Raw genomic sequence first — 23,801 nt, forward strand, 5'->3', positions numbered from 1 at the left:
GGAGGAAGCAACGGTTCAATCAGCGCCCATAGGGCGTCGGAAACGAGAGGTGCAGCCATGCCCCTCCTAACAGCCCAAAGCCCGTTTTGTTAGGCACTTTCAGCAGACGTGAGACCGGGCTGGCGCCCGCCCATCAGCTGCTGCCGCGGCGGGTCAGCGTCAGTTCGACGGCGCAGGTCGGTTGCAAAGGCATCTCGCCGCGCATCCGCTGCAGGATCATCGATCCGGCCTGGCGGCCGAGGTCGCGGCTGTCGATCCCGATGGTGGTCAGGCCGGGCGGCAGCTCTTCGGCGACGTCGTTGTGGCCGAAGCCGAGAATGGCGATGTCATCGGGCAGGCGCATGCCCAGCCGGCGTGCCTCCAGCAGCGCGCCGGTCGCCAGCAGGTCGTTGGCGCAGAACACCGCCTCGACCGCCGCGTTGCACGACAGAAGGTCGCCGAGCGCGCGGCGGCCATCGACCATGCTGCTGACCCCGTCGACCGACAGTTCGGCGACGATGTCGAGCCCGGCGGCGCGGGCGCCCTCACGGAAGCCGGTGAGGCGAAGGGCGCCGCGGCCGCTGCGGCGGCCGATGAACCCGACGCGTCGGTAGCCGCGCTCGGCGAAATGCTCGGCCGCCAAGCGGCCGCTGTCGATGTTCGAGAAGCCGACCAGCATGTCGATCGGGTCACGGGGATAGGCCCAGGTTTCCATGATCGGGATTCCCAGCGCCCGCAGAGCCCGCCTGTTCTCCTCGATCTCGATGACGCCGGTGAACATCACCGCCGCCGGACGCATCTCGCGCAGCGACTGGATCATCGTCGTCTCCTTGGCGTAGGAGTAGGAGGTCTGCCCGATCATCAACTGGTAGCCCTGCGGCTCCAGGACCTCGCCGCAGCCCTGCACGGCGAGGCAGAACTGCTGGCTCTGAAGATTCGAGACGAAGGCGGCGACGATGTTCGACTGGCCGGACCTCAGCGCGCGGGCATGGGGGTTGGTGGCGTAGCCGGTGCGCTCCACGATCTCCAGGATCTTGCGGCGCTTGGCCTCGGCCACCTTTTCCGGATGGCGCAGGGCGCGCGAGACGGTGATCGGCGAGACCCCGGCAAGCCGGGCGATCTCGACGATGCGCGGCGGAGCCGCCCCCTCGCGGGACACCCCTTCGACCGGCTCCCCGTCGCTTGAAGGAAGCGGTTCCGCTGCCCGCAGGCGGAGGACGTCGTCGATGGTCGGCGGCCGCTTTGCCGCACCGGTGTCACTCATGCCGCCCGTCTCCCGTCTGTTGGTCCGCGGTTGTCAATCCGCGGTCAGGCCGCGCGCGCCAGGATTCCCGCCTCCTCGACCGGACGCGCCACCTGGATCAGGCAGTCGCCGGCCTCGCTGTCGCTGTGCAGGCGCCGCGAGATGACGATGCCCGCCTCCTGGAAGCGCAGTTCCTCCTCCGGCTGGTCGAGGCGCGTCAGGTCGTGGAACCAGCCGGCGAGGTCGCCGGCGGCGACCCGCGCCCCGATGTCGACCGCCGGCTCGAACCAGCCGCGCCGCAGCGCGTAGATGGCCTGCCGGTGGCTGTCAAGCTGAAGCAGTTGCATAGGCAATTGCTTGGGGGCCGGAGCCGGCCCGGAAACCGAGAGGACCGGCGCATCGGTCAAGCCGACGGCGATCAGCAGGTTGTCGATCGCGCGGGCGGTGTAGGCCATGGTCTCCGGCGTCACCGTGCCGCCGCCGCCGAACTCGCCGCTGATGCCGATGATCCCGGCCCGCGCCGCCGCCGCCATCGAGGTCGGCGCCGTCGCGCCGTTCTCCGCCACGAAGCCGTAGGGCATACCCAGCGCCTGCATCAGCTCCAGGGCGCGGCCCAGCCGGTCGGGCGTGCCCTGCCGCTCGATCAGGGCGCAAGGCAGGTGGGCCATCGAGGTGCCGCCGGAATGGAGGTCGAACACCACGTCGTGGCGCGGAAACAGCTCGTGTTCGAGGAAATGGGCCAGCCGGAAGGTCGGAGATCCGGCCGGGTCGCCGGGAAAGGCGCGGTTGAGGTTGCCCTCGTCCAGCGGCGAGCGGCGCCGCGCCGCCATCACGGCCGGCGCGTTGGTGGCCGGCAGGATCGTCACCTCGCCGCGGATGCGCGCGGGGTCGAGACGGCGGAACAGGCGGCCCAGCAGCAATTCGCCTTCGTACTCGTCGCCATGGTTGCCCGCCATCAGCAGCACGCGCGGACCAGCCCCGTTGCGCACGCGGCAGACCGGGACCTTCACCTGATAGTAGGGGGAGCGGTCCACCGAGAACGGGATGCTGAGGAAATCCAGCGACTTGCCGTCGGCGGCGAAATCGAGCGCGTGGTAGAGGCCAGTGTGCATTCCAAAAACCTTGTGGCCAAAAACCTTGTGGCGGAGGGGCGCCTCAACAGCGTTTGCCAAGGCAGCGGCTGCCCGGCGCCCCCTCCGGTTCGCCTAAGAGGCCCTTCAGAGGGCGGCCAGCGCCGTCATCTCGACGCGCAGGTCCGGGTCGGCCAGCCGCGCCTCGGTGCAGGCGCGGGCCGGCGGGTTGGCGGGGTCGATCCAGGCGTCGTAGACCTCGTTCATGGCGTCGAAGTCGGTGATGTGCGGCAGGAAGACGTTGACGGCGACCAGCTTGGACTTGTCGGTGCCGGCTTCCTCCAGCAGGGCGTCGATTTTCGCCAGCACGTCCCGGGTCTGCTCCCCGATCGAACCCTTGCGGTTGTTGGCGACCTGGCCCGCGATGTGGACCATGCCCTGGCAGACGACGGCCTGGCTCATGCGCGAACCGACCTGGAACCTCGTGATCATCGAATGAAACCTCTCTTGCGATGCCGAACGGCGGATTACATCTGCGGAAGCGTCTGCTTTTCCTTGAACCACTTCATCTGAAGGGCGCTCAGCTTGCCGTTCAGGCGGTTGTAGAACAGGAAGGTGTTGATCCAGTTGACCATGTCCTGTTCGCCGTGGCGGACGACCACATGGGCCGGCGACTGGCGGATCAGGAACTTCAGCTCGACATCCTTGCCGGGATTGTCTTCCGTGACCTTCAGCGCGATGGCGCTGTTCTCGGCGAAGGTCTCGACCTGGCCGGCCAGATAGGCGGCGATGGCGCCGGGGGTGTCCTCGAAGCGGACCAGCTTGGCGCCGGGGGCGTTGTCGGTCAGCCAGATGTCGAGCGTCGAGCCCTTGGCGACGCCGATGCTGTGGCCCTTCAGCTCGGCCGGGTCGGTGGCGGTGGCCATCGCCTTCAGCCCGTAGACGCCGAGATTGACCGCGGCGTAGGGCTGGGAGAAGGTCACCTGCTGGGCGCGCTCCGGCGTCGCGCCGGCGGCGGCGATCAGCACATCCACCTTGTTGGCGAGCAGACTGGGGATGCGGTTGGCGCCGGTCACCTGGACCAGATCCAGCTTCACGCCCATGTCGGCGGCCATCAGCTTGGCAAGGTCGATGTCGAGGCCGGCGGCCTCGCCCTTGGCGTCCTTGAAGCCCCAGGGGGCGGCGTCCATCAGCACGCCGACGCGCAGCTTGCCGGCCGACAGCACGCTCTGCAGGGCATCCGCCTTCGCGGCGGACGGCAGGGCGGCGGAGGACAGGGCGACGGTGGCGCAGACCGCCACGGCGGCGGCAAGGGTCCGGAAGAGTCTCACGACATTGCTCCTCTGTTCTGGTCGTTGTCCGGTTTTCGAAAGGAACCGGTGGTCGGTTCGGCGCGCTTCAGCGCGCGGAGGCGATGAAGCTCCGCAGTTCGGGGGTGCGCGGGTTGGCGAAGAGGTCCGCCGGCGGCCCCTCCTCCCAGACGCGGCCCTGGTGCATGAAGACGATCTTGGAGGCGACGTTGCGGGCGAAGCCCATCTCGTGGGTGACCAGGACCATCGTCATGCCCTGCCGCGCCATGTCCTCCATCACCTTCAGCACCTCGCCGACCAGCTCCGGGTCGAGGGCCGAGGTCACCTCGTCGAACAGCATCAGGTGCGGCCCCATGGCGAGGCAGCGGGCGATGGCGACGCGCTGCTGCTGCCCGCCCGAGAGCTGGGCCGGATAGGCGTCGATCTTGTCGGCCAGCCCGACGCGGGTCAGCACGTCGAGCGCCAGAGCCCGGCCCTCCGCCTTGGCGATCCGCTTGTTGAGGATCGGGGCCAGCGTGATGTTGCGCTCCACCGTCAGGTGCGGGAACAGGTTGAAGGCCTGGAAGACGATGCCGACGCGCTGGCGGAAGCCGCGCAGGTTCGGCATGTCGGTGCGCACCGACTGGCCCTCCACCGTGATCTCGCCGCCGTCGATGCGCTCCAGCGCGTTGATGCAGCGCAGCAGGGTCGACTTGCCGGAGCCCGACTTGCCGATGATGGTGACGATCTCGCCCTCGTCGATGCTGAGCGAAACCCCCTTGAGCACCTCGATGGAACCGTAGCTCTTGGTAACGTTCTTGATGTCAACGAGCGCCATTGAGACGGGCCTCCAGGGAACGCGCCCACAGGGTGAGCGGCAGGCAGGCGGCGAAGTAGATCGCCGCGACGATCGAGTAGACCAGCAGGGGCTGGAAGGTGGCGGCGCTGACCAGCTGGCCGGCACGGGCGAGTTCGACGAAGCCGACGATGGAGGCCAGCGAGGTGCCCTTGATCAGCTGGACGAGGAAGCCGACGGTCGGCGGCAGCGCCATGCGGAAGGCCTGCGGGGCGATGACGTAGCGGAACTGGTGCCAGGTCGACAGGCCGAGGCAGGCGGCGGCCTCCCATTGCTCATGCTTCACCGCCTCGATGCCGCCGCGCCAGATCTCGCCGAGGAAGGAGGCTGTGTAGACGGTCATGGCGATGCCGACGGCGACCAGCGGCGGCATCTCCACCCCGAGGAAGACCGGCATGCCGAAGTAGAAGAACATCAGCAGGCCGAGCAGCGGGACGCCCTGGACGAGCTGGAGGAAGGCGGTGGCGGTCCAGCGCAGCGCGCGGCGGGCGCTGGTCCGCATCAGGGCGAGCCCCAGCGCCAGCGGAGCGCCGAAGGCGAGCGCGATGAGGACGAGGACGCCCGTCCATTGCAGCGCGCTGAGCAGCGACAGGAAGTCGGCGAGGGAAAAGGAACGCATGGCCGGTGTCTCCGTCAGCGCCGCACCGGCCAGCGGAAGGCGAGGCGCCCCACCGCGGCGAACAGCAGTTTGAAGGTCATCACCAGGGCGAAGTAGATGCCGCAGATCACGGCATAGACCTCGAAGCTGCGGTAGGTGCGCGTCTCGATGAAGCCGCCGGTGTGGAACAGCTCCTCCGCCGAGATCTGCGAGGCCAGCGATGTGCCGAGCAGCAGCAGGACGAACTGGCTGGTGAAGGCGGGATAGACGCTGCGCAGGGCGGGCGGCAGCACGATGTGGCGGAACACCTGCCAGCGGGTGAGCCCCAGGCACTGGCCGGCCTCGACCTGGCTGCCGGGAATGGCGTCGAGCCCGGCGCGGACGATCTCGGTGCAGTAGGCGCCGAAATAGAGGCCGAGCGCGATCGCCGCCGCCTCGAAGGCTCCCATCCGCAGCCCGAAGCCCGGCAGCACGAAGAAGACCACGAACAGCTGGATCAGCGAGGGCGTGTTGCGGATCAGCTCGACATAGCCGCGGATCGCCCAGCGCACCGGGCGCGGCCCGCTGCGCACCGCCGCCGCCCCGGCGACGCCGATGGCGGTGCCGATCAGCGCGGCGACCAGGGTCAGCAGCAGCGTGTGCAGCGTGCCGTCGATCAGCTGGTCCTGGTAGCGCAGGAGCTGCTGGAAATTCAATGTCTGCATGGCGTGTCGGACCGCCTTGGATCAGCCGAAGAAGGTGCGGTAGGCGCTGCGGACCCGCCCGTCGGCGCCGAGGCCGAACAGCACCCGCCAGCGGTCGATGCAGGTGCAGGGGTGCGAGATCCCGAATTCGACGATGTCGCCAACCGCGAGATCATGGCCGGCGAGATCATGGCGGGCCGGCACGGCGACGAAGGCGTGCTGGTCGTTCAGCCGGGTCACCCGCAAGCCCTCCGCGGAGAGCGCGGTGCCGTCGCGGTGGACCCGCAGGGGGCGGGGCAGTCCCTGGTCGAAGGAGGCGTCGCGCATGCCGAAGCCGCAGATGGCCAGTTCAGGCTCCGGCCGGGTCAGAACCTCCGCCCACAGGCGCAGGGCCGGGCGGAAATCGGCCGCCGTGGCGCCGCCGCAGGCGAACCCTTGCCGGGCGTCGAGCGCGCCGAGCGCGCGTTCGTAGACGCCGTGGTCGTGGAAGAAGATGGCGCCGCTGCGCAGCACCAGCGTGGCGTTGCCGTCCGTCGCGGCGACCGGCGCCAGACCGGTCACCACCATGTCGAAGAAGGCGGAACCGCCGGCGGTGAGCAGCAGCGGCCGCTCCGGGGCCAGCGCGCGCACCAGCGCGAAGGCCTCCTTCGTGCGCCGCATCAGGGCGGCGATGTTGGCGGCGGTCTCGGCCGGATCGGCGGTGGCGACCGCCCCTTCGTAGGTGGCGACGCCGTCGAGGACGAGCAGGCCGGGATGCCGGACGACCGCGGCGAGGATCGCGTCCACCGCCGCCCGGTCGCGGGCGCCGGCGCGGCCGGCGCCGACCTCGACCAGGACGGGCAGCCGCCGCCCGGCGGCGCGCGCCGCGGCGGCGAGCGTCTCGACCGCGGCGGGGGAATCGGCGAAGGCGCGCAGGTCGGCGTCGGGGTGGGCGGCGAGCAGCGCGCCCAGCCGCTCGCCGCTGGCCCGGCCACCGATCTCGTTGGCGAGGATCAGCCGGGTCACGCCGGCGCGCAGCAGAACGGCCGCCTGCTGCAGGTTGGCGACTGTGGCGCCCCAGGCACCGGCCTCCACCAGGGCGGAGGCGATCTGCGGGGCCATCGGCGTCTTGGCGTGCGGGGCCAGCGCCACGCCGTGGCGGCGCGCGTAGGCGAAGATCAGGTCGCGGTTGGCGGCGAAGGCGTCCTCGTCGAGCGTCAGCACCGGGAGCGCCATGTCGCCGGCGGCCGGCCGCCAGCCCCGGGCGCCGACATCGCGCAGCCGCAGCGGCGCTGCCCCAGGCGGCACCCCCCGGATGCTGTCGTCTAAACTGCTGTCGAGCAGGGCATCGAGAAACAGGCTCATGGGGGCAATCCTGACCGGCCAGATGAGGGCAAGGCGATGAACATGATCGCTAATGACAACGTTATCATATCGCCGGTCCGTTTGGATGACAACGTTGTCATGACGTTTCGGTGAAATTTTATTTTCCTGCGATCGCTTTCCGATGATGCCACGCGGATCGACCCGATCGTCGGCCCGGTCGGCTGATGCCGGCTTGGCGTTCCTTGAACGCGCGCCCTTATCCACGCTGGGCGGAAGCCGGCGAAGCCGGTCCGCCCCGGCCGGAACGGGATGATCCTTTCGTGAAACTCCGGCCGTGCGTCACACGCCTGTCATCGAGTTCGGTTAGGTTGCCCACCCGGCGCAAAGCCGTTCCGCAGGCTGAAGGGGCAGACCGGTGCTCGACACGTCTCTCTCCATCAGCATTCGCCCCTCCACAGAGGCGGATGTGGCGGCGATGCTGGAGATCTACAGCTACCACATCCAGCACGGCCTCGGTCCCTTCGACATCGAGCCGCTGCACCCCGAGGAGCTGAAGCGCCGCCGCAAGGCCATGCTGAAGCGGCGCCTGCCGCATCTCGTGGCCGAGATCGGCGGCGTGGTCGTCGGCTACACCTACGCCGCTCCCTTCCGCAAACGTCCCGCCTATCGCTACACGGTCGAGCACTCGATCTACGTCCACAAGGACCGCCAGGGTCTCGGCATCGGCCGGCGCCTGCTGCCGGCGTTGATCGAGGCCTGCACGGCCGCCGACTGCCGCCAGATGGTGGCCGTGGTGGACAGCGCCAACACGCCGTCGCTGCGGCTGCACGACGCGTTCGGGTTCGTCCGGGCCGGCGTTCTGCGGTCGGTGGGCTTCAAGTTCGGACGCTGGACCGACAGCGTCTTCCTGCAGCGCAGCCTGGGCAAAGCCGACGCGGAGCTGCCGGACGACGTTCGCGGCGGCATCGTCCAGGCCGGCGATTGACGCCTTCCCCTTTCACGCCCCCCTTTGGAGGTCCGGCATGGACTTTTTCCGACGCTTCTCCTTCCTGGTCTGCGCCCCGGCCTTCGACCCCGACGAATTGGAAGGCGTGCGCGTGCAGCAGATCGTCGCGGAGGTCGAGCGGCTGGGCTTCGAGGTGGTGCGGACGCGTCGGGTGGAGGACGCCGAACTGGCGATCCGCACCGACGCCGCGATCGGCTGCATGATCGTCGACTGGGGCAAGCGCGGGCTGGAGGGCAAGCCGGCATCGCTGATCGCCCTGGCGCGCAAGCGCGGCCTGGAGATGCCGATCATCCTGCTGGTGCGCCGGCAGCGGCTGGAGAACATTCCGGTGGACGTGCTGAACCAGGTGGACGGCTACGTCTTCCTGGCCGAGGAGACGCCGGAGTTCATCGCCAAGAATCTGGTGAGCCGTCTCAAGCAGTATGCCGAGACTCTGAAAACGCCCTTCTTCGGCGAACTGGTCGATTACGCCGAGGAAGGCAACCAGCTGTGGACCTGCCCCGGCCACAACGGCGGCATCTTCTACAGCCGCAGCCCGATCGGCCGGATCTTCGTCGAGCATCTGGGCGAGGCGGTGTTCCGCGACGACATCGACAATTCGGTGCTGGAGATGGGCGACCTGCTGGTCCACGAGGGGCCGGCGCTGAAGGCGCAGAAGGAGGCGGCGAAGATCTTCGGCGCCGAACGCACCTACTTCGTGTTGAACGGCACCTCGGCGTCGAACAAGATCGTGCTGTCGGCGCTGGTCGCCGAGGACGACCTCGTGCTGTTCGACCGCAACAACCACAAGGCGGCGCACCACGGCGGCCTGTTCCTCGGCGGCGGGATCCCGGTGTTTCTGGAAACCGACCGCAACGCCTATGGCCTGATCGGTCCCATCGACCACGAGGCGCTGGACGAGGAGCGCATCCGCGAGAAGATCCGCGGCAACCCGCTGGTCAAGGACCCCGACGCCTGGAAGCGTGAGCGGCCGTTCCGCGCCGCGGTGATCCAGCAGTGCAGCTACGACGGCACCATCTACAACGCCGAGACGATCCTGGCGAAGATCGGTCACCTCTGCGACTATATTCTCTTCGACGAGGCGTGGGCGGGCTTCCTGAAGTTCCACCCGCTGTTCAAGGGCCGCTTCGCCATGGGGCTGGACGGGCTGCACGACGGCCATCCGGGCATCATCGCCACCCAGTCCACCCACAAGCAGCTGGCCAGCTTCTCGCAGGCCTCGCAGATCCACGTCAAGGACAGCCACATCCGCGGCCAGCGCCGCCGGGTGGAGCACCGCCGCTTCAACGAGACCTTCCTGCTGCACGCCTCGACCTCGCCCTTCTACCCGCTGTTCGCGTCGCTGGACGTCGGCGCGCAGATGATGAAAGGCCGCTCGGGCGAGGTGCTGTGGGACGACACGATCCGGCTGGGCGTGGAACTGCGCAAGAAGATCCGCGCCATCCGCCGCGAGTTCGAGGAGCGCGAGAGCGACCCGGCGCGCCGCTGGTTCTTCGACCCCTTCGTGCCCGACCGCGTCGCGTTCGACGGCGCGGAGACCGCGTGGGAAGAGGTGCCGACCGACGCGCTGGCCTCCGACGTGCGTCACTGGGAGTTCAAACCGGGCGCGGACTGGCACGGTTTCCGCCATGTCGCGGCCGGCTACGCGATGACCGACCCGAACAAGCTGACGCTGCTGACGCCCGGCTTCGACCGGCGGACGGGGGCCTACGAGGAGCACGGCATCCCCGCTCCCGTGTTGGCGCAGTACCTGCGCGAGAACCGCATCGTGCCGGAGAAGAACGACCTGAACTCCATCCTCTTCCTGCTGACGCCGGGCGTGGAATCGAGCAAGGCCGGAACGCTGCTGAGCGCGCTGGTGGCCTTCAAGCGGCTGCACGACGACAACGCCTTGCTGGAGGACGTCATCCCCGAGTTCGTCGCCCGGCGGCCCGCCCGCTACGCCGGCCGCCGGCTGCGCGACCTGTGCGCGGAGATGCACGGCTTCTACCGCGGGCGCCGCACCAACGAGCTGCAGCGCCGCATGTTCCGACCCGACCATCTGCCGGAGATGGTCATGCCGCCGCGCGAGGCGGTGCGTCGGCTGGTGCGCAACGACGTCGATTACCTGCCCATCGACCAAATCGCCGGGCGGATCGCCACCACGCTCTTCGTCGTCTATCCGCCGGGCATCGCCACCATCGTGCCGGGGGAGCGCCTGGATGAACGCGCCCGGCCGATGATCGAGTATCTGCAGGTCTTCCAAGAGGGCGCGAACCGCTTCCCGGGCTTCGACAACGAGATCCAGGGCCTCTACCGTGAAACCGAATTGGACGGTTCGGTGCGCTTCTACACCTACGTGACGCGGGAGGATGGCGTAAGTGCCCGCTGGTAGAGGCGCTCCTTCGCCACCGGGTCAGCGTTGTTCGTCCGGCCATGGCGCTCGCGGTTGCGTCGATCCTGCCGGTCCTGCTTCTGCTCCCCGTCCGTTTCGCCAATTTGCGCAGCAATCCTGTTCAAAAAAACAACATCGCTACTCATGGTCGCCGACTGGCGGCATGGAAACCACCATATCGACCCAAATGCTCCCGCCCGTGGTCATGTGGTCGTGCATGTGCCGGCGCGCGGCCTCGCCATCCCCTTCCAGGATCGCTTTCACGAAAAGGTCGTGCTCCGTGTAGGATTTCAAAGGGCGCGCGGTGTGCTGGAACGGATACTGGCGGTAGATGCGCAAGCGACTGCGAATGAGCTTCGCCTGATGCTCCAGATGCTCGTTCCGGCTTCCGGCGTAGATCAACTCGTGCAGTTCGCGATTGAGATTGTCGTAGGCCTCGATGTCGCTGGCCTCGGCGGCGGCGCGGCTCGCCTCGTGCACCTCCAGAAGACGCTTGCGCCCGGCGATTCCCATGCGGCGGGCGGCAAGACTGGCGGCCAGGGATTCCAGTTCGACCAGAACCTCCATCATGCCGACGAGCTGCTTGGCGGACATCCGCAAGACGGAGGCGCCGGCTCCCGGCTTTATCGTGACCAGACCGCTCGAGCCAAGCTGGGACAGCACCTCGCGCACCGGCGTCCGTGACACGCCGAACCGTTCGGCCAAGGCTCGTTCGTCCAGGCGCTCGCCGGGCGCGATGATCCCGCCCAGAATTTCCTGTTCGAGCACCTGCCGCATTTCCGTTACGCGGCTTGGCTTTTCCGCCTGCATGGCATGATCCGTTGGCAAATCGGGATTGGTCAACCGTATCGCGTCCGCTGGGCGGCGTCAATGCGATGGTATGCCAAAACTTGGTTTTGGTCGACCGAGCAGCCGCAGCCAGTGGAGGAATCAGGCCGTCGCAGAGCGCAGCGCCCCCTCACCCGGCGGACATTTTCAGCGCTCTTAAACGTGTAAAGGCACGACCAGAAACCGATGCCACCGATTGCGGGGGGCCACAAACCATGAGCGTGCCAAACTTTCGTTGTTGCATTCCATTATCACTCTCTGGTATGCATTAACTCACTCATGGTTCTTTAGAAAAACAAAGGCGGTATCCATACGGCCGCGCCGTCGCCAATGACGGCACCTGGGAGGAAACGATGAACGGGACGCCACGGGGGCAATCGGACGGGCCGGCGACAGCCCCCCAACTGACCATGAACGACGCGGTGGGCACCATCCGGCTCAACCGCCCGCTCCAGCACAATCGGATCGACGCGGCGGACATCGCCATTCTGGAGGAACAAATCGCGGCGGCCGAAGCGAACCCGTCCGTTCGCGTGCTGGTGCTGGCCGCGACGGGGCCGAGCTTCTCGTCCGGCTACGACCTGAGCGCGGCCCAGTCGTCCCAGCGCGGCGAGGCGGACGGCCAGGATGGGGAGAACGCCTTTGCACGGTTGTGCGATCGCGTCGAAGCGGTCCGCGTCCCGACGATCTGCGCGCTCAACGGCAGCGTCTATGGTGGCTCCACCGATCTTGCGCTCGCCTGCGACTTCCGCATCGGCGTCACCGGGATGCGCATGCGCATGCCGGCCGGGCAGCTTGGCATACACTTCTACCCCGGTGGCCTTCGCCGTTACGTGTCGCGGCTTGGCCTCAACGCGGCCAAGCGCTTGTTTCTCACGGCGGAAACGATCGCCGACCACGACATGCTGAGCATCGGCTTCCTGGACCGGGTCGTCGCTCCCGACGACCTCCAGGCCGCCGTGGACGAACTGGCCGGACGCATCACGGCCTGCGCGCCGCAGGCCATCGCCGGCATGAAACGCGCGCTCAACGACATCGCCCGCGGCGAACTGGACGATCGGGCGGCGGAAGCGGCCTTCGCCGCGAGCCTGCGGTCGGACGAGTTCGCCAACGCCCTGAAGGTCTGGTCGCAGCGCCGGGCGTCCTGACCGCCCCTGCCCCCGACGCGCGCCGGATCGGCACACCAGCCCCATTCGACCGGCCCCATTCGACCGGCCCCATTCGAAAAGAGACCGTCCATGACCGACCAGAACCTGGTTCTGAACACGACCCCCCATGCCCTCGCGCGCGAGCTGTCGGGTTTGCTGCTGATCGGCGGCGAACTCCGGCCGGCGGCCACGGGGAAGACCTTCGATGTCGTGAACCCCGCGACGGGCGACGTGATCGCCACGGCGGCGGACGGCGGCGAGCGGGATGTCGACGCCGCCGTCCGTGCGGCGGTCGCAGCGCAAGGCGCCTGGGCTCGCCTCTCGGCGCGCGAGCGGGGACGGCTGCTGGTCGAATGCGGGCGCCGTCTGGTCGGCCATGCCGAGGAGATCGGGCGCCTGCTCGCCCTGGAGACGGGCAAGGCCATTCGGACCGAAAGCCGGGTCGAGGCGTCGCTGGTGGCGGACACCCTGACCTTCTATGGCGGGCTCGCGTCCGAGCTGAAGGGCGAAACCGTTCCGTTCCACCCGAAGATGCTGACCTTCACCCAGCGCGAACCGATCGGCGTCGTCGGCGCCATCATCCCGTGGAACGTGCCGCTGTACCTGATGGCGCTCAAGATCGCGCCGGCGCTGGTCGCCGGAAACGCGGTCATCGTCAAATCCGCCGAGGAGGCGCCTCTCGCGGCCCTGCGCGTCATCCAGGTCATGAACCAGCTGCTGCCGGCGGGTGTCCTCAACATCCTGTCGGGTGACGGCCCCGGATGCGGCGCGCCCCTGGTCACCCATCCGGGGGTCGGCAAGGTGACCTTCACCGGCTCGGTGGAGACGGGGAAGATCATTTCGCATCTGGCGGCCGACAAGCTGATCCCCGTCACCCTCGAACTGGGCGGCAAAAGCCCGATGATCGTGATGGGCGATGCCGATCTCGACAAGGCCATCGACGGCGCCGTGGCGGGCATGCGCTTCACGCGGCAAGGCCAGAGCTGCACCGCCTCCTCGCGCATCTTCGTCCACGAGAGCCTTCACGACGCCTTCATCGACAAACTGAAGGCGAAGGTCGACGCCATGACCATGGGCGACCCGCTGGACGAGGCGACGGACATCGGCACCATCATCTCGCCACAGCAGTTCGACCGGGTGCAGTCCTACATCGCGCTTGGCGAGGCGACGGCGGGCGCGGTGGCGCACCGGTGCTCGGCCCTGCCGACGGACGAGCGATTGGCGCGCGGCCTGTTCGTGCAGCCCGTCCTCTTCACCGGACTTGCCAACGATCACCGGCTGGCCCGCGAGGAAATTTTCGGACCGGTCACCTGCGTGATCGCCTTCCGCGACTACGAGGACGCGTTGGCCATGGCCAACGACAGCGATTTCGGCCTCGCCGCGACCATCTGGACGCGCGACCTTCGCACCGCCCTCGACGCGACCCGGCGGCTCCAGGCCGGCTTCGTGCAGGTCAACCAGAACCTCGTGGTTCAGCCGGGCCTGTCCTACGGCGGCTTCAAGCAGTCCGGCCTTGGAAAGGAAGCATCCCTCGAAGCGATGCTCGATCACTTCACGAACAAGAAGACGGTCATCATCAACATGGACTGATCAAGAACTCATCAAAAAAGGGAGGAAACAAGAATGCGTACGTCCTTCATCGCCGCTCTTCTGGCCACGACGACCTTGGCGGCCGGAGCGGCCCAGGCCGCCGACGTCATCCGGATCGGCGTTCTGAACGACCAATCGGGCCTGTACAGCGAATTCGGCGGCGCCGGTTCGGTCGAGGCGGCGCGGCTGGCCGTCGAGGATTTCGGCGGCCAGGTTCTGGGCAAGAAGATCGAGATCCTGTCGGCGGACCACCAGAACAAGCCCGACATCGGGCTGGCGAAAGCCCGCGAATGGTTCGACACCCAGGGCGTCCATGCCATCGCCGACCTGACCAATTCGGCCATCGCCATCGGGGTCCAGAACCTCGCCCGCGAACGGGGGAAGATCACCCTGGCCACCGGTCCGGGGACGACGCGCCTTACCAACGAAGACTGCTCGCCCAACGGCTTCCATTGGATGTGGGACACCTATTCCCAGGCGGTCGGAACCGCCCGTGCCGTGGTCCAGGACGGCGGCAAGGACTGGTTCATGCTGACCGCCGACTATGCCTTCGGTCATCAGATGGCCGCCGACATCGACAAGACGGTCAAGGAGAACGGCGGCAAGGTGCTGGGGCAGGTCAGGCACCCGCTCGGCAACGCCGATTTCTCGTCCTTCCTTCTCCAGGCGCAGGCGTCCAAGGCCGCGATCATCGGGCTCGCCAACGGCGGGACGGACACCACCAACGCGGTCAAGCAGGCGGCGGAGTTCGGCATCACCAGCGGCGGCCAGAAGCTCGTCGGTCTGGCCGTCCTGATCAGCGACGTGCACGCGCTCGGCCTGGAAAACGCCAAGGGGCTGATCGCGACCACGGCCTACTACTGGGATCGCGACGAGGGCAGCCGCAAGCTGGGAGAGCGCTTCGAGGCGCGCATGAAGCGCAAACCCAACATGGTCCAGGCCGGCGTGTACTCGGCGGTGACGCATTACCTGAAGGCGATGCAGGCGGCCGGCACCGACGACGGCACCGTGGTCGCCGCCAAGATGCGGGAACTTCCCGTCGACGATCTCATCACCAAGGGCGGCAAGGTCCGCGAGGACGGCCGGGTCATCCGTGACATGTACCTGATCGAGGTCAAGACTCCGGCCGAGTCCAAGGGACCCTGGGATTACTACAAGGTTCAGCGCACCATCCCCGGCGATCAGGCGGCGATCCCCTTGAGCGAAAGCAAATGCTCCCTGGTCAAGAAGTGACCCACTGAGAGACCCTTCCGGAGGAACATCATGGCGCGGATTGCGTTCATCGGACTCGGCAACATGGGCCGTCCCATGTGCGAAAACCTGACCAAGGCCGGGCATGACGTCGTCGGGTACGACGTCGTGGCCGCGGCGCGCGACGCCTACGCCGCCGGGGGCCGCGTGGCGGCCACGCTGGCCGAGGCGCTGGGCGATGCCGACACCGTCATCAGCATGATCCCGACGGGAAAGCATGTGCGGGCCGCGTTTGAGGGTGAGGGCGGCGTGCTGGCGCACGCCCGTCCGGGCACGATGCTGATCGACTGCTCCACCATTGACGTGGAGAGCGCGCGGGCGGTCAGCAAGGCGGCGGCCGAGGCCGGTTTCGTCATGGTGGACGCCCCGGTGTCCGGCGCGGTCCCGGCGGCGCAGGCCGGGACCCTGACCTTCATGGTCGGCGGCACCGCCGAGGGCTTTGAGCGCGCCCGCCCGGTGCTGGCCGCCATGGGTCCCAGGATTTTCCATGTCGGCGCATCCGGGAACGGCGTGGCCCTGAAGATCTGCAACAACATGATGGCGGGCATGAGCATGGTCGCCATCAGCGAGGTGTTCGCCCTGGCCGAGAAGCTCGGGCTCGACCACCAGACGGTCTACGACGTCATGACCGTGTCCTCGGGCAATTGCTGGGCCTTGCAGAGCTATTGTCCGGTTCCGGGGCCGGTGCCGGCATCGCCGGCCAACCGCGACTACCAGCCGGGCTTCGCGGCAGCGATGATGCTGAAGGACATGCGCCTGTCCCAGAACGCGGCCGCCACCAGCGGCGCCGCCACGCCGCTCGCCGGCAGCGCCGCCGCGCTCTACCAGATGCTTGTGGAGCACGGTCACGGAAACAAGGATTTCAGCGCCGTCTTCGCCCTGATCACCGGACGGCTGACATCGGCGTGAAAGGGAAGACGAGCATGGTTCATGCGATCCGCGTCCACCAGCCCGGCGGTCCCGAAGCCCTGGTCTGGGAGGAGGTGGCCGTGCCGCCGCCCGGCCCGGGGGAGGCCCTGGTCCGCCACACGGCGATCGGCGTCAACCTCATCGACACCTATCACCGCTCGGCCCTCTCCGGGCAGTACGCGATCCCGCGCCCGGCCGTGCTGGGCGTGGAGGGCGCCGGCGTCGTCGAGGCGGTCGGCCCCGGCGTCACCGATGTGGCGCCCGGCGACCGCGTCGCCTACTGGATGCTGCTCGGCGCCTACGCCGAGCGGCGCATCGTTCCCACGCACCGCTTGGTGAAACTGCCGGACACGGTGTCGGACGAGGTGGCCGCCGCCGCGATGGTCAAGGGGACGACGGCGCAGTATCTGCTGCATCGCGTCCACCCGGTCAAGGCGGGGGAAACCCTTCTCGTGCACGCCGCGGCGGGCGGCGTCGGCCAGATGCTGTGCCAGTGGGCGCACGCTCTGGGGGCGACGGTGATCGGCACGGTCGGCTCGCCGGAAAAGGCGGCCGTCGCCAGTGGCGCCGGCTGCGATCACGTCATCCTCTACCGCGAGGAGGATGTCGTCGCGCGCGTCCGCGACATCACCGGCGGCCGCGGTGTCGACGTGGTCTATGATTCCGTCGGGCAGGACACCTTCATGGCGTCGCTGGACTGTCTAAAGCCCTTCGGCCTGATGGTCAGCTTCGGGCAGGCGAGCGGCCCGGTGCCGCCGTTGGATATCAGCGTGTTGGCGCAAAAGGGCTCGCTCTTCCTCGCCAAGCCGACGCTGGCCACGGTCACCCGCAGCCGCGACGACATCGAGACCCTGGCCGGCGGGCTGTTCGAAGCCCTGGCCTCGGGCCGGGTCCAAGTCGGCATCGCCCATCGGGCGCCGCTCACCGAGGCCGCATCGGTGCACCGCGACCTGGAAGCCCGCCGCACGACGGGATCGATCGTGCTCATTCCCTGAAGCGAACCGTCCTCCGCCTCGGAATCATATGGCCCGCATCGCGGCGACAGGAACACCGGAATGACGCACAATCTTTACAGCCTGCTTTTGAAACCCGGAGCGCCGTCCGACGCGCGGGTGGCCCTGCGAACCGAGGCGAGGCAGGAATGGACGTACGCGGACCTGCGGCGGACCGCCGGACGCATGGCGCACGTCCTTCACGAGGCCGGCGTCGGCCCGGGAAACCGGGTCGCCGTGCAGGTGGCGAAGTCGCCGGAGGCGGTGTGCCTTTATCTCGCCGTCCTGCAACTCGGGGCGGTCTACCTGCCGCTCAACACGGCCTACACGCTGGCCGAACTGCGCTACTTTCTCGACGACGCGGAACCCACGGTGTTCGTCGGACAGACTCCGGTCGTCGATGATCTGGTGCCGCCGGCCGGGTGCCGAACCTTCACGCTCGATCCGGACGGCGAAGGAACCGTGACGGCGGCGTGCCGCGGACGGCCGCCCTGGGAGCGGGTCGCCGAGGTCGACCCCGACACGGTGGCGGCGATTCTCTACACCTCCGGAACGACGGGGCGCCCCAAGGGCGCCATGATCTCCCACGGCAATCTGGCCTTCGGCACCCGCACGCTGAACGCGCTCTGGGGCATCTCCGACGCCGATGTGCTGTTGCACGCCCTGCCCATCTTCCACGCACACGGCCTGTTCATCGCCCTGAACGCGATGCTGTGTGCGGGCGGGTCCTGCGTCTTCCTTCCCAAATTCACGGCCGACGCCGCGATCGAGCATCTGCCGCACAGCACCGTGTTCATGGGGGTCCCGACGCTCTACACGCGCCTCCTGGCCGACCCGCGGCTCGCCAGGGAGCGCTGCGGAACCATGCGCCTGTTCACCTGCGGCTCGGCTCCTCTGTCGCGGGAAATCTTCGAGGCGTTCGAGGCCCGCACCGGGCATCGGATTCTCGAGCGCTACGGCATGACCGAAACCACCATCATCGCCTCCAACCCCCTCGACGGCGAGCGCCTTCCCGGCACGGTCGGCTATCCCCTGCCGGGGCTGGAGGTCCGGGTTGTGGACTCCGCCGGACAGCCGCAGCCTGCGGGCACGGTCGGCGGCCTCGAACTGCGCGGTCCGAACGTGTTCAAGGGCTATTGGCGGATGCCGGAGAAAACGGCGGCGGACTTCCGGCCGGATGGCTTCTTCATGACGGGGGATCTGGCGCGCGCCACCCCGGATGGCCGCCTCACGCTGGTCAGCCGCGCGAAGGAGATCATCATTTCCGGCGGCTACAATGTTTATCCGCGCGAGGTCGAGATCGTGCTCAACCGCATCGAGGGGGTGGGCGAGACCGCCGTCTTCGGCGTTCCCCACCCCGATTTCGGCGAGGGCGTGGTGGCCGCCGTCGAGCCCCAACCAGGGTTCGAGTCGCTCGATCCGGCCGCCATTCTCGCACGGGCGGCGCGCGAACTCGCCGGATACAAGCTGCCCAAGGCCGTGATCGTCCAGGATGCCCTGCCCCGGAATGCCATGGGAAAGATCTTAAAGAACGAACTCAGTTCGCAGCACAAGGACGTGTTCAGGAAGCGAGACGCAACCGGTTGAGGTGTCTGTGCATGAAGGCTAAGGGCCGTAGGGTCTGCCGGTTGCCGACGTCCATGGGGCGCTGAACGAACACGGATTCTGTTGCAAAATGAGAATGCAGGCGCGATCCGGCGGAGACAGCGCCTTTAGATGCCGTAATGGGCCTTTCACCAACCTCTGGCTTGGGCGGGCGGCTGTACCCACAATGATGGTGTGAGAAACGGGGTCCGAGCGGATCGGCCCCAAGCATCATGGAGCTTGGCGCAAGGCCCATTACGGCATCTAGAGCCTGGCTTGAACAAGTTCTCAAGTGGCGTCTGTCGCCTGCTGGGCTGGACAATCGAACTCCGTCATCGCCTTGTACCACTGGTCTGATAGAGCTTTTGCCAAGCTGTCGGCGGTGGGAAACGACCGACACAGCAGCGCGTCGCCATGGACGAATCGCTCGCGAAGGCTTTCGATTGTCATGGCGATCATCAATCTCAGCACGCCTTCGAATTTACCGCGCTCGCCCTCGGTGAAGGGATGGCCGCGACGGCGGGCGACCACGGCTATGATGCGCTCGACCCACTCGGAGTTCATGCGTTCGCGTATGCGCAGCACCTCCGGGTCACGCGTGGCGAGTTCGGAGAACAGGCTGTAGACGCCCGCGTTCGCCTCGTAAGCGCGGCAATAGACCGTGTTGGCATCCAGGATCGCATCGTAACTGCTCCTCGGCCCCCGGTTTGCGGAGCGCCGATACGTCACATGCTCGAAGAACAGGGTGACGAGGACGGCCGCGCACTCGTCCATATCCTTGAAATGATTATAGAAAGTACCCCTGGACAACCCAGCTTCGTCGAGCAGCGCCTCGACGGTCATCAGCTTTCCCGGAAACGTGCGAAGGTGGCGGGCGACGATCGAGAGCAGCATGTAGCGCGTCCGCTCCCGTTTCGGGCGCGTCCGTTCCCGGCTCCACATCGCAAGCACCTCTTCGAAGAACAGCGGAGCGGAGCCTTCGCCGCACGCGGGCTCGCTTCCCGGTTCACCCACACCCTCCCGCATCCTTGCGCCCTCATCCTTCGACCGCATCGGTCCTAACCCTGAATGTTGGTCAATCGCACTGCGCCCTCTTGACGCAGTATTTTTTTATACATACTGTCATTTTTAGACAATGCGTCATCACTGGACAGGCCGATGGTACCTACGATGGTGGACGTGAATAAACCCTCAAGTGGCACCTTGACCAGGGAGGCGAACCTGAAAACGAGGTCCACCGGCGCGACGATCGAGTTCCAATCCGTCAGGAAGGCCTATGGATCGGTAAAGGCCCTTCATGACTTCTCCTTGACGATTCGTCCGGGTGAGTTTCTGACGATCCTTGGATCGAGCGGGTCCGGCAAAACCACCGCGCTCAATGCACTTGCGGGTTTTTCCGCGGCCGACTCGGGCGATATCCGCATCGACGGGCGTTCGGTGATCGACGAGCCGCCGGAGCGGCGAAACCTGGGGATGGTGTTCCAGAACTATTCCCTGTTCCCCCACATGTCGGTGTTCGACAACATCGCCTTCCCGCTGCGCATGCGCCGTATGCCGCGCCGGGACATCAAGGAGCGGGTGGAGCGGGTGCTGGAGATCGTGCGGCTCGGCCCGTTGGCCGGTCGCATGCCGCGCGACCTGTCCGGCGGACAACAGCAGCGCGTCGCCTTCGCCCGGGCCATCGTGTTCGAGCCTCCGGTCCTGCTCATGGACGAACCGCTGGGCGCCCTCGACCTCAAACTGCGCGAGGCGCTGCAGTTCGAGATCAAGGAAATCCAGCACCAGCTCGGCTGCACCGTGGTCTATGTGACCCACGATCAGCGCGAGGCCCTGGCCATGTCGTCGCGCATCGTCGTGTTGCGCGACGGGCGGATCGAGCAGGTCGGCACGCCGTCCGAAATGTACGACGCGCCGCAAAGCCGCTTCGTCGCCGATTTCATCGGGCAGACCAACCTGCTTGCCGCCGACGTGGCGCAGCCCGGATCGGTGGCCATACCCGAACTCGGCATCACCTATCGGGAAAACACATTCACGGCCCGTGCAGGCTCCTGGTACGCGAGCATTCGCCCCGAGAAGCTGCAGCGCCGCCCGGCCGAAGGGCCGGACATCGCCGTGTCGGTCACCATCCAGGAGGCCGTGTTCCTGGGCGACGTGATCGAATACAGCGCCCGCACCGATCACGGTGCGCTCATCCACTTCCGGGAACAGAGACGCGACAGGGATCGAATCCCGGAACGCGGAGAGACGGCGAACCTCGTTCTCCGCCCGTCCGACGTCGTTCTCGTTCCGGACCTCCCCAGAACCAGTCGATGAAAAGCTGATAGAGGAGCGTTCTATGAACAAGCTGCTGTGGAGCCTCTCTCTCGGAGCGGCGCTCGTCGGCGCCGCGGGTGGTGCGGCGCTGGCTCAATCCCGGGACAAGACGGTCGTGATCGCGAATTACGGCGGCGCCTGGGCGGAAACACTCAACCGCATCTGCATCCAGCCCTTCACCAAGGAGACGGGAATCACCGTCACGCAGGCCGCGACGGAGGACTCCCTCGCCCAGATCCGCGCCCAGCAGACCACCAGGAACATTCTGTGGGACATCGCGCCCACCGAGCGTTCCGGACTGCCGGTGTCGCAGAAGAACGGGTGGCTGGAGCCGATCGACTGGTCGGTGGTCGATCCCGAAAACAAGCTGCCGCCGATCGCCCGCAAGACCCACGCGATCGGATCGGTGGCCTACTCCACCACCATCGGCGTGCGCACGGACAAGCTGCCGCAAGGCGCCACCTTCACCGGCTGGAAGGATTTCTGGGACGTCAAGCGGTTCCCCGGCCCCCGCACGCTGCGCAATTCCCCGGCCGAGAACCTGGAATTCGCGCTGATCGCCGACGGCGTGAAGCCGTCCGAGGTCTATGACGTGCTCCGTTCGCCGGAAGGCGTGGATCGCGCCTTCAAGAAGCTCGACGAGATCAAGCCGGCGATCACCGTATGGTGGACGAGCGGGCAGCAGCCGGTCCAGCTGCTGGCCAGCGGCGAAGTGTTCTACGCGACCGCTTTCAACGGCCGTATCCAGCAGTTGCAGAAGGACAAGCTCCCGGTCGCGCTGATCTGGAACGGCGGCTCGCTCGACGTCAGCTACTATTCGATCGTCAAGGGCGCCAACAACGCCGCCGCGGCCATGCAGTTCATGAAGTACTGCTGGAACGAGCCGCAGCGTCTGGCCGAGATCGCCCGCGCCATGCCCTACTCCAGCTTCAACCCCGACCTCTACAAGATCCTGTCGGCGGAGGAAGCCAGGCAACTTCCGACCAGCCCGGAAAACATGGATGTGCAGTTCGCGCTGAACGCCGAGTTCTGGGCCGAAAACCTGCCGCGCATTCAGAAGCGGTGGGAAACTTGGCGTCTGCAATGAGCGACGGCGTTTCCATGCCGCGTGATGGGATGGCGGCGGCGCGCCGACGGCGCGCGCCCATCTCGTCCCTCTGGCTGCTCGCCCCGGCGGCCCTGCTGTTCCTCCTGGCCTTCCTCGTCCCGGTGGGCGAGGTCGCCCTGTGGAGCCTGCAGGGCGATGCCGGGCTGACGGCGGAGCATTACCGGGAAGCGCTGGGCGAGGGTCCCTACCGCACCATCCTGTTCGGGACGTTGCAACTCGCCGCCGGCGTGGCCTTCGCCTGCGTCCTCGCCGGCTACCCCGCCGCCTATTGTCTGGCGTCCTGCCCGCCGCGGCGCCGGACGATGCTCCTCCTGCTCATTCTGACGCCGCTTTGGGTCAGCGTGCTGGTGCGGACTTTCGGCTGGATCGTCGTCCTGGGCCGCGAGGGATTGGTGAACTCCATGCTGATCGGTGCGGGACTCATCGATGCGCCGCTCCAGATGCTCTACAGCCGTGGGGCCGTGTACATCGCGATGGTGCAGGTGCTCCTGCCGGTCGCCATCCTGGTCATGTTCTCCAGCATGACGACCATCAACCGCTCCCTGCTGCTGGCGTCGCGCATCCTCGGCGCCACCCCGTGGCGTGGCTTCCTCCACGTCTTCCTGCCGCTGAGCGCCGGCGGCGCGGTCAACGCGTGGATGCTCACCTTCGTCCTGGCCCTGGGCTTCTTCATCACCCCGGCGCTGGTCGGCGGGCCGAAGGAAAACATGATCGCGAACATCATCGCGACGCAGATCACGGTGACCCTCGACTGGGGGCTGGGTTCGGCTCTCGGGATGGTGCTGCTGGTCGCCGGCTTCCTGATGGTGGGCGCCGTCGCCCTGCTCTTCCGGCGCGTCACCCGGCTGAGCGGCCATGGAGGGACGCGATGAAACGAACGCTGTGGGAACAGTCCGGACGCTACCTCCTGCCCGTCTATTTCGTCGGCGTCCTCCTCTATCTGCTGCTGCCGCTGCTGCTGGTGGTGCCGATGTCGGTCAGCGAGACGCGCTATCTCAAATTCCCGCCGACCGGCTTCACGCTGCACTGGTACGAGGACTTCTTCGCCACGCCCGGCTGGATCGAGGCGACCTGGCGCAGCCTGGTCATCGCAGCCGCCAGCGCGCTGCTGGCGACCGTCGTCGGCACGGCGGCGGCGCTCGTCCTGAGCCGCGACGGCCGCGCGGTGCGGATCGCGGGACCGATCTTCCTGGGTCCGCAGGTCGTGCCGGTCATCATTCTCGCCCTGGGCACGCTCCTCGTCTTCAGCCGCTTCGGCCTTTACGGCTCCATGGGCGGCATCGTGCTGGTGCACGCCGTCCTCGCGTTGCCCTTCGTCACGACGACGGTGTCGGGAGCGCTGCGCCAAACCGGCGACACGCTCGCCAGGGCCGCCCGGGTCCTGGGTGCCCGGCCGCACGAGGCCTTCTGGCACGTCACGCTGCCGACCATCCGGCCGGCGGTCATCTCCGCGGGCGTCTTCGCCTTCTTCATCTCCTTCGACGAACTGGTCATCGCCCTGTTCGTGATGGGCCGCAACGAAACCTTGCCGATGCGGATCTGGGCCGACATGCGACACGACCTGACGCCGGTTGTCGCGGCGGTCGCGTCGCTGCTCATCCTGGCCACCTTTGCCGCGGTTTTCCTGAGCGACCGCATCCAGCGCCGCGCCGCACGGCGCGCGGGATAACCGGTC

At 67.5% G+C, this 23,801-nt stretch carries 22 protein-coding genes; 12 read left to right on the plus strand and 10 right to left on the minus strand.

Annotated elements, in window-relative coordinates; all coding sequences use genetic code 11:
- Positions 1 to 133 precede the first annotated feature (133 nt).
- The 8 genes from ACFPMG_RS21480 to ACFPMG_RS21515 form a co-directional block, all read right to left on the minus strand.
- Positions 134 to 1,243 (minus strand): LacI family DNA-binding transcriptional regulator, encoded by a 1,110-nt coding sequence (locus ACFPMG_RS21480; protein WP_376997223.1) that lies wholly within the window; start codon positions 1,241 to 1,243, stop codon positions 134 to 136.
- 44 nt (positions 1,244 to 1,287) lie between these two features.
- A complete protein-coding gene (locus ACFPMG_RS21485) occupies positions 1,288 to 2,334 on the minus strand; it encodes a M14 family metallopeptidase (RefSeq protein ID WP_376997224.1) in 1,047 nt (348 codons plus the stop codon).
- A gap of 105 nt (positions 2,335 to 2,439) precedes the next feature.
- Complete coding sequence (locus ACFPMG_RS21490; RefSeq protein WP_145704490.1) at positions 2,440 to 2,784, minus strand: RidA family protein; 345 nt, start codon at positions 2,782 to 2,784, stop codon at positions 2,440 to 2,442.
- 35 nt (positions 2,785 to 2,819) lie between these two features.
- A complete protein-coding gene (locus tag ACFPMG_RS21495; protein ID WP_376997225.1) occupies positions 2,820 to 3,623 on the minus strand; it encodes a transporter substrate-binding domain-containing protein in 804 nt (267 codons plus the stop codon).
- A 67-nt stretch (positions 3,624 to 3,690) separates the two neighbouring features.
- Complete coding sequence (locus ACFPMG_RS21500) at positions 3,691 to 4,419, minus strand: amino acid ABC transporter ATP-binding protein (protein WP_376997226.1); 729 nt, start codon at positions 4,417 to 4,419, stop codon at positions 3,691 to 3,693.
- Positions 4,406 to 5,056 (minus strand): amino acid ABC transporter permease, encoded by a 651-nt coding sequence (locus ACFPMG_RS21505; RefSeq protein ID WP_014198859.1) that lies wholly within the window; start codon positions 5,054 to 5,056, stop codon positions 4,406 to 4,408. Before ACFPMG_RS21505 ends, ACFPMG_RS21500 begins: the two co-directional genes overlap by 14 nt.
- Before the next feature lie 14 nt (positions 5,057 to 5,070).
- Positions 5,071 to 5,739 (minus strand): amino acid ABC transporter permease, encoded by a 669-nt coding sequence (locus tag ACFPMG_RS21510; RefSeq protein ID WP_376997228.1) that lies wholly within the window; start codon positions 5,737 to 5,739, stop codon positions 5,071 to 5,073.
- A gap of 21 nt (positions 5,740 to 5,760) precedes the next feature.
- Positions 5,761 to 7,062, minus strand: a complete 1,302-nt coding sequence (locus ACFPMG_RS21515) for an alanine racemase (RefSeq protein WP_376997229.1) — start codon at positions 7,060 to 7,062, stop codon at positions 5,761 to 5,763.
- 376 nt (positions 7,063 to 7,438) lie between these two features.
- Between ACFPMG_RS21515 and ACFPMG_RS21520 the strand changes: the two genes are divergently transcribed.
- Together ACFPMG_RS21520 and ACFPMG_RS21525 are read left to right on the plus strand one after the other, a co-directional pair.
- Entirely contained in the window at positions 7,439 to 8,008 is a 570-nt protein-coding gene (locus tag ACFPMG_RS21520; protein WP_376997231.1) for a GNAT family N-acetyltransferase, read from the plus strand.
- A 37-nt stretch (positions 8,009 to 8,045) separates the two neighbouring features.
- The gene (locus ACFPMG_RS21525) at positions 8,046 to 10,403 is read left to right on the plus strand and encodes an Orn/Lys/Arg family decarboxylase (RefSeq protein ID WP_376997233.1); all 2,358 of its coding nucleotides are present in this window, start codon (positions 8,046 to 8,048) and stop codon (positions 10,401 to 10,403) included.
- 138 nt (positions 10,404 to 10,541) lie between these two features.
- On the opposite strand, the gene ACFPMG_RS21530 is transcribed toward ACFPMG_RS21525, so the two are convergent.
- Complete coding sequence (locus tag ACFPMG_RS21530; RefSeq protein WP_376997234.1) at positions 10,542 to 11,246, minus strand: GntR family transcriptional regulator; 705 nt, start codon at positions 11,244 to 11,246, stop codon at positions 10,542 to 10,544.
- Between the two features lie 338 nt (positions 11,247 to 11,584).
- On the opposite strand from ACFPMG_RS21530, the gene ACFPMG_RS21535 reads away from it, so the two are divergent.
- From ACFPMG_RS21535 to ACFPMG_RS21560, 6 genes are all read left to right on the plus strand, one after another.
- Complete coding sequence (locus ACFPMG_RS21535) at positions 11,585 to 12,379, plus strand: enoyl-CoA hydratase/isomerase family protein (RefSeq protein ID WP_376997235.1); 795 nt, start codon at positions 11,585 to 11,587, stop codon at positions 12,377 to 12,379.
- Between the two features lie 90 nt (positions 12,380 to 12,469).
- A complete protein-coding gene (locus ACFPMG_RS21540; protein WP_376997236.1) occupies positions 12,470 to 13,969 on the plus strand; it encodes an aldehyde dehydrogenase family protein in 1,500 nt (499 codons plus the stop codon).
- 33 nt (positions 13,970 to 14,002) lie between these two features.
- The gene (locus ACFPMG_RS21545; RefSeq protein WP_137106270.1) at positions 14,003 to 15,202 is read left to right on the plus strand and encodes an ABC transporter substrate-binding protein; all 1,200 of its coding nucleotides are present in this window, start codon (positions 14,003 to 14,005) and stop codon (positions 15,200 to 15,202) included.
- Positions 15,203 to 15,232: 30 nt separating this feature from the next.
- Positions 15,233 to 16,129, plus strand: a complete 897-nt coding sequence (gene mmsB / locus ACFPMG_RS21550) for a 3-hydroxyisobutyrate dehydrogenase (RefSeq protein WP_376997237.1) — start codon at positions 15,233 to 15,235, stop codon at positions 16,127 to 16,129.
- 14 nt (positions 16,130 to 16,143) lie between these two features.
- Positions 16,144 to 17,124: a quinone oxidoreductase family protein gene (locus tag ACFPMG_RS21555; RefSeq protein ID WP_376997238.1), complete on the plus strand. Its 981-nt coding sequence runs from the start codon at positions 16,144 to 16,146 to the stop codon at positions 17,122 to 17,124.
- A 60-nt stretch (positions 17,125 to 17,184) separates the two neighbouring features.
- A complete protein-coding gene (locus ACFPMG_RS21560; protein ID WP_376997239.1) occupies positions 17,185 to 18,708 on the plus strand; it encodes an AMP-binding protein in 1,524 nt (507 codons plus the stop codon).
- Between the two features lie 285 nt (positions 18,709 to 18,993).
- Here ACFPMG_RS21560 and ACFPMG_RS21565 read toward each other — a convergent pair whose 3' ends face one another.
- Positions 18,994 to 19,599, minus strand: a complete 606-nt coding sequence (locus ACFPMG_RS21565; RefSeq protein WP_376997240.1) for a TetR/AcrR family transcriptional regulator — start codon at positions 19,597 to 19,599, stop codon at positions 18,994 to 18,996.
- A gap of 276 nt (positions 19,600 to 19,875) precedes the next feature.
- Between ACFPMG_RS21565 and ACFPMG_RS21570 the strand changes: the two genes are divergently transcribed.
- The 4 genes from ACFPMG_RS21570 to ACFPMG_RS21585 are packed head-to-tail and all read left to right on the plus strand — an operon-like array spanning position 19,876 to position 23,795.
- Positions 19,876 to 21,018, plus strand: a complete 1,143-nt coding sequence (locus ACFPMG_RS21570) for an ABC transporter ATP-binding protein (RefSeq protein WP_376997241.1) — start codon at positions 19,876 to 19,878, stop codon at positions 21,016 to 21,018.
- A 22-nt stretch (positions 21,019 to 21,040) separates the two neighbouring features.
- Positions 21,041 to 22,105, plus strand: a complete 1,065-nt coding sequence (locus tag ACFPMG_RS21575) for an ABC transporter substrate-binding protein (RefSeq protein WP_376997242.1) — start codon at positions 21,041 to 21,043, stop codon at positions 22,103 to 22,105.
- Positions 22,102 to 22,998, plus strand: a complete 897-nt coding sequence (locus ACFPMG_RS21580) for an ABC transporter permease (RefSeq protein WP_137118549.1) — start codon at positions 22,102 to 22,104, stop codon at positions 22,996 to 22,998. Before ACFPMG_RS21575 ends, ACFPMG_RS21580 begins: the two co-directional genes overlap by 4 nt.
- Positions 22,995 to 23,795 (plus strand): ABC transporter permease, encoded by an 801-nt coding sequence (locus ACFPMG_RS21585; RefSeq protein ID WP_014198829.1) that lies wholly within the window; start codon positions 22,995 to 22,997, stop codon positions 23,793 to 23,795. The genes ACFPMG_RS21580 and ACFPMG_RS21585 overlap by 4 nt, the downstream gene beginning before the upstream one ends.
- The last annotated feature ends 6 nt before the right edge of the window (positions 23,796 to 23,801 follow it).

Origin of the sequence: Azospirillum himalayense (assembly GCF_042657465.1) — a bacterium.
Taxonomy (GTDB): domain Bacteria; phylum Pseudomonadota; class Alphaproteobacteria; order Azospirillales; family Azospirillaceae; genus Azospirillum; species Azospirillum himalayense.

What these genes read in the sequence shown, in the direction of transcription:
- ACFPMG_RS21480 (WP_376997223.1), bottom strand. Translation starts at nt 1,243, where the DNA reads ATGAGTGACACCGGTGCGGCAAAGCGGCCGCCGACCATCGACGACGTC.
- ACFPMG_RS21485 (WP_376997224.1), bottom strand. Translation starts at nt 2,334, where the DNA reads ATGCACACTGGCCTCTACCACGCGCTCGATTTCGCCGCCGACGGCAAG.
- ACFPMG_RS21490 (WP_145704490.1), bottom strand. Translation starts at nt 2,784, where the DNA reads ATGATCACGAGGTTCCAGGTCGGTTCGCGCATGAGCCAGGCCGTCGTC.
- ACFPMG_RS21500 (WP_376997226.1), bottom strand. Translation starts at nt 4,419, where the DNA reads ATGGCGCTCGTTGACATCAAGAACGTTACCAAGAGCTACGGTTCCATC.
- ACFPMG_RS21505 (WP_014198859.1), bottom strand. Translation starts at nt 5,056, where the DNA reads ATGCGTTCCTTTTCCCTCGCCGACTTCCTGTCGCTGCTCAGCGCGCTG.
- ACFPMG_RS21510 (WP_376997228.1), bottom strand. Translation starts at nt 5,739, where the DNA reads ATGCAGACATTGAATTTCCAGCAGCTCCTGCGCTACCAGGACCAGCTG.
- ACFPMG_RS21515 (WP_376997229.1), bottom strand. Translation starts at nt 7,062, where the DNA reads ATGAGCCTGTTTCTCGATGCCCTGCTCGACAGCAGTTTAGACGACAGC.
- ACFPMG_RS21525 (WP_376997233.1), top strand. Translation starts at nt 8,046, where the DNA reads ATGGACTTTTTCCGACGCTTCTCCTTCCTGGTCTGCGCCCCGGCCTTC.
- ACFPMG_RS21535 (WP_376997235.1), top strand. Translation starts at nt 11,585, where the DNA reads ATGAACGGGACGCCACGGGGGCAATCGGACGGGCCGGCGACAGCCCCC.
- ACFPMG_RS21540 (WP_376997236.1), top strand. Translation starts at nt 12,470, where the DNA reads ATGACCGACCAGAACCTGGTTCTGAACACGACCCCCCATGCCCTCGCG.
- ACFPMG_RS21545 (WP_137106270.1), top strand. Translation starts at nt 14,003, where the DNA reads ATGCGTACGTCCTTCATCGCCGCTCTTCTGGCCACGACGACCTTGGCG.
- mmsB (WP_376997237.1), top strand. Translation starts at nt 15,233, where the DNA reads ATGGCGCGGATTGCGTTCATCGGACTCGGCAACATGGGCCGTCCCATG.
- ACFPMG_RS21555 (WP_376997238.1), top strand. Translation starts at nt 16,144, where the DNA reads ATGGTTCATGCGATCCGCGTCCACCAGCCCGGCGGTCCCGAAGCCCTG.
- ACFPMG_RS21560 (WP_376997239.1), top strand. Translation starts at nt 17,185, where the DNA reads ATGACGCACAATCTTTACAGCCTGCTTTTGAAACCCGGAGCGCCGTCC.
- ACFPMG_RS21565 (WP_376997240.1), bottom strand. Translation starts at nt 19,599, where the DNA reads ATGCTGCTCTCGATCGTCGCCCGCCACCTTCGCACGTTTCCGGGAAAG.
- ACFPMG_RS21570 (WP_376997241.1), top strand. Translation starts at nt 19,876, where the DNA reads ATGGTGGACGTGAATAAACCCTCAAGTGGCACCTTGACCAGGGAGGCG.
- ACFPMG_RS21575 (WP_376997242.1), top strand. Translation starts at nt 21,041, where the DNA reads ATGAACAAGCTGCTGTGGAGCCTCTCTCTCGGAGCGGCGCTCGTCGGC.
- ACFPMG_RS21580 (WP_137118549.1), top strand. Translation starts at nt 22,102, where the DNA reads ATGAGCGACGGCGTTTCCATGCCGCGTGATGGGATGGCGGCGGCGCGC.
- ACFPMG_RS21585 (WP_014198829.1), top strand. Translation starts at nt 22,995, where the DNA reads ATGAAACGAACGCTGTGGGAACAGTCCGGACGCTACCTCCTGCCCGTC.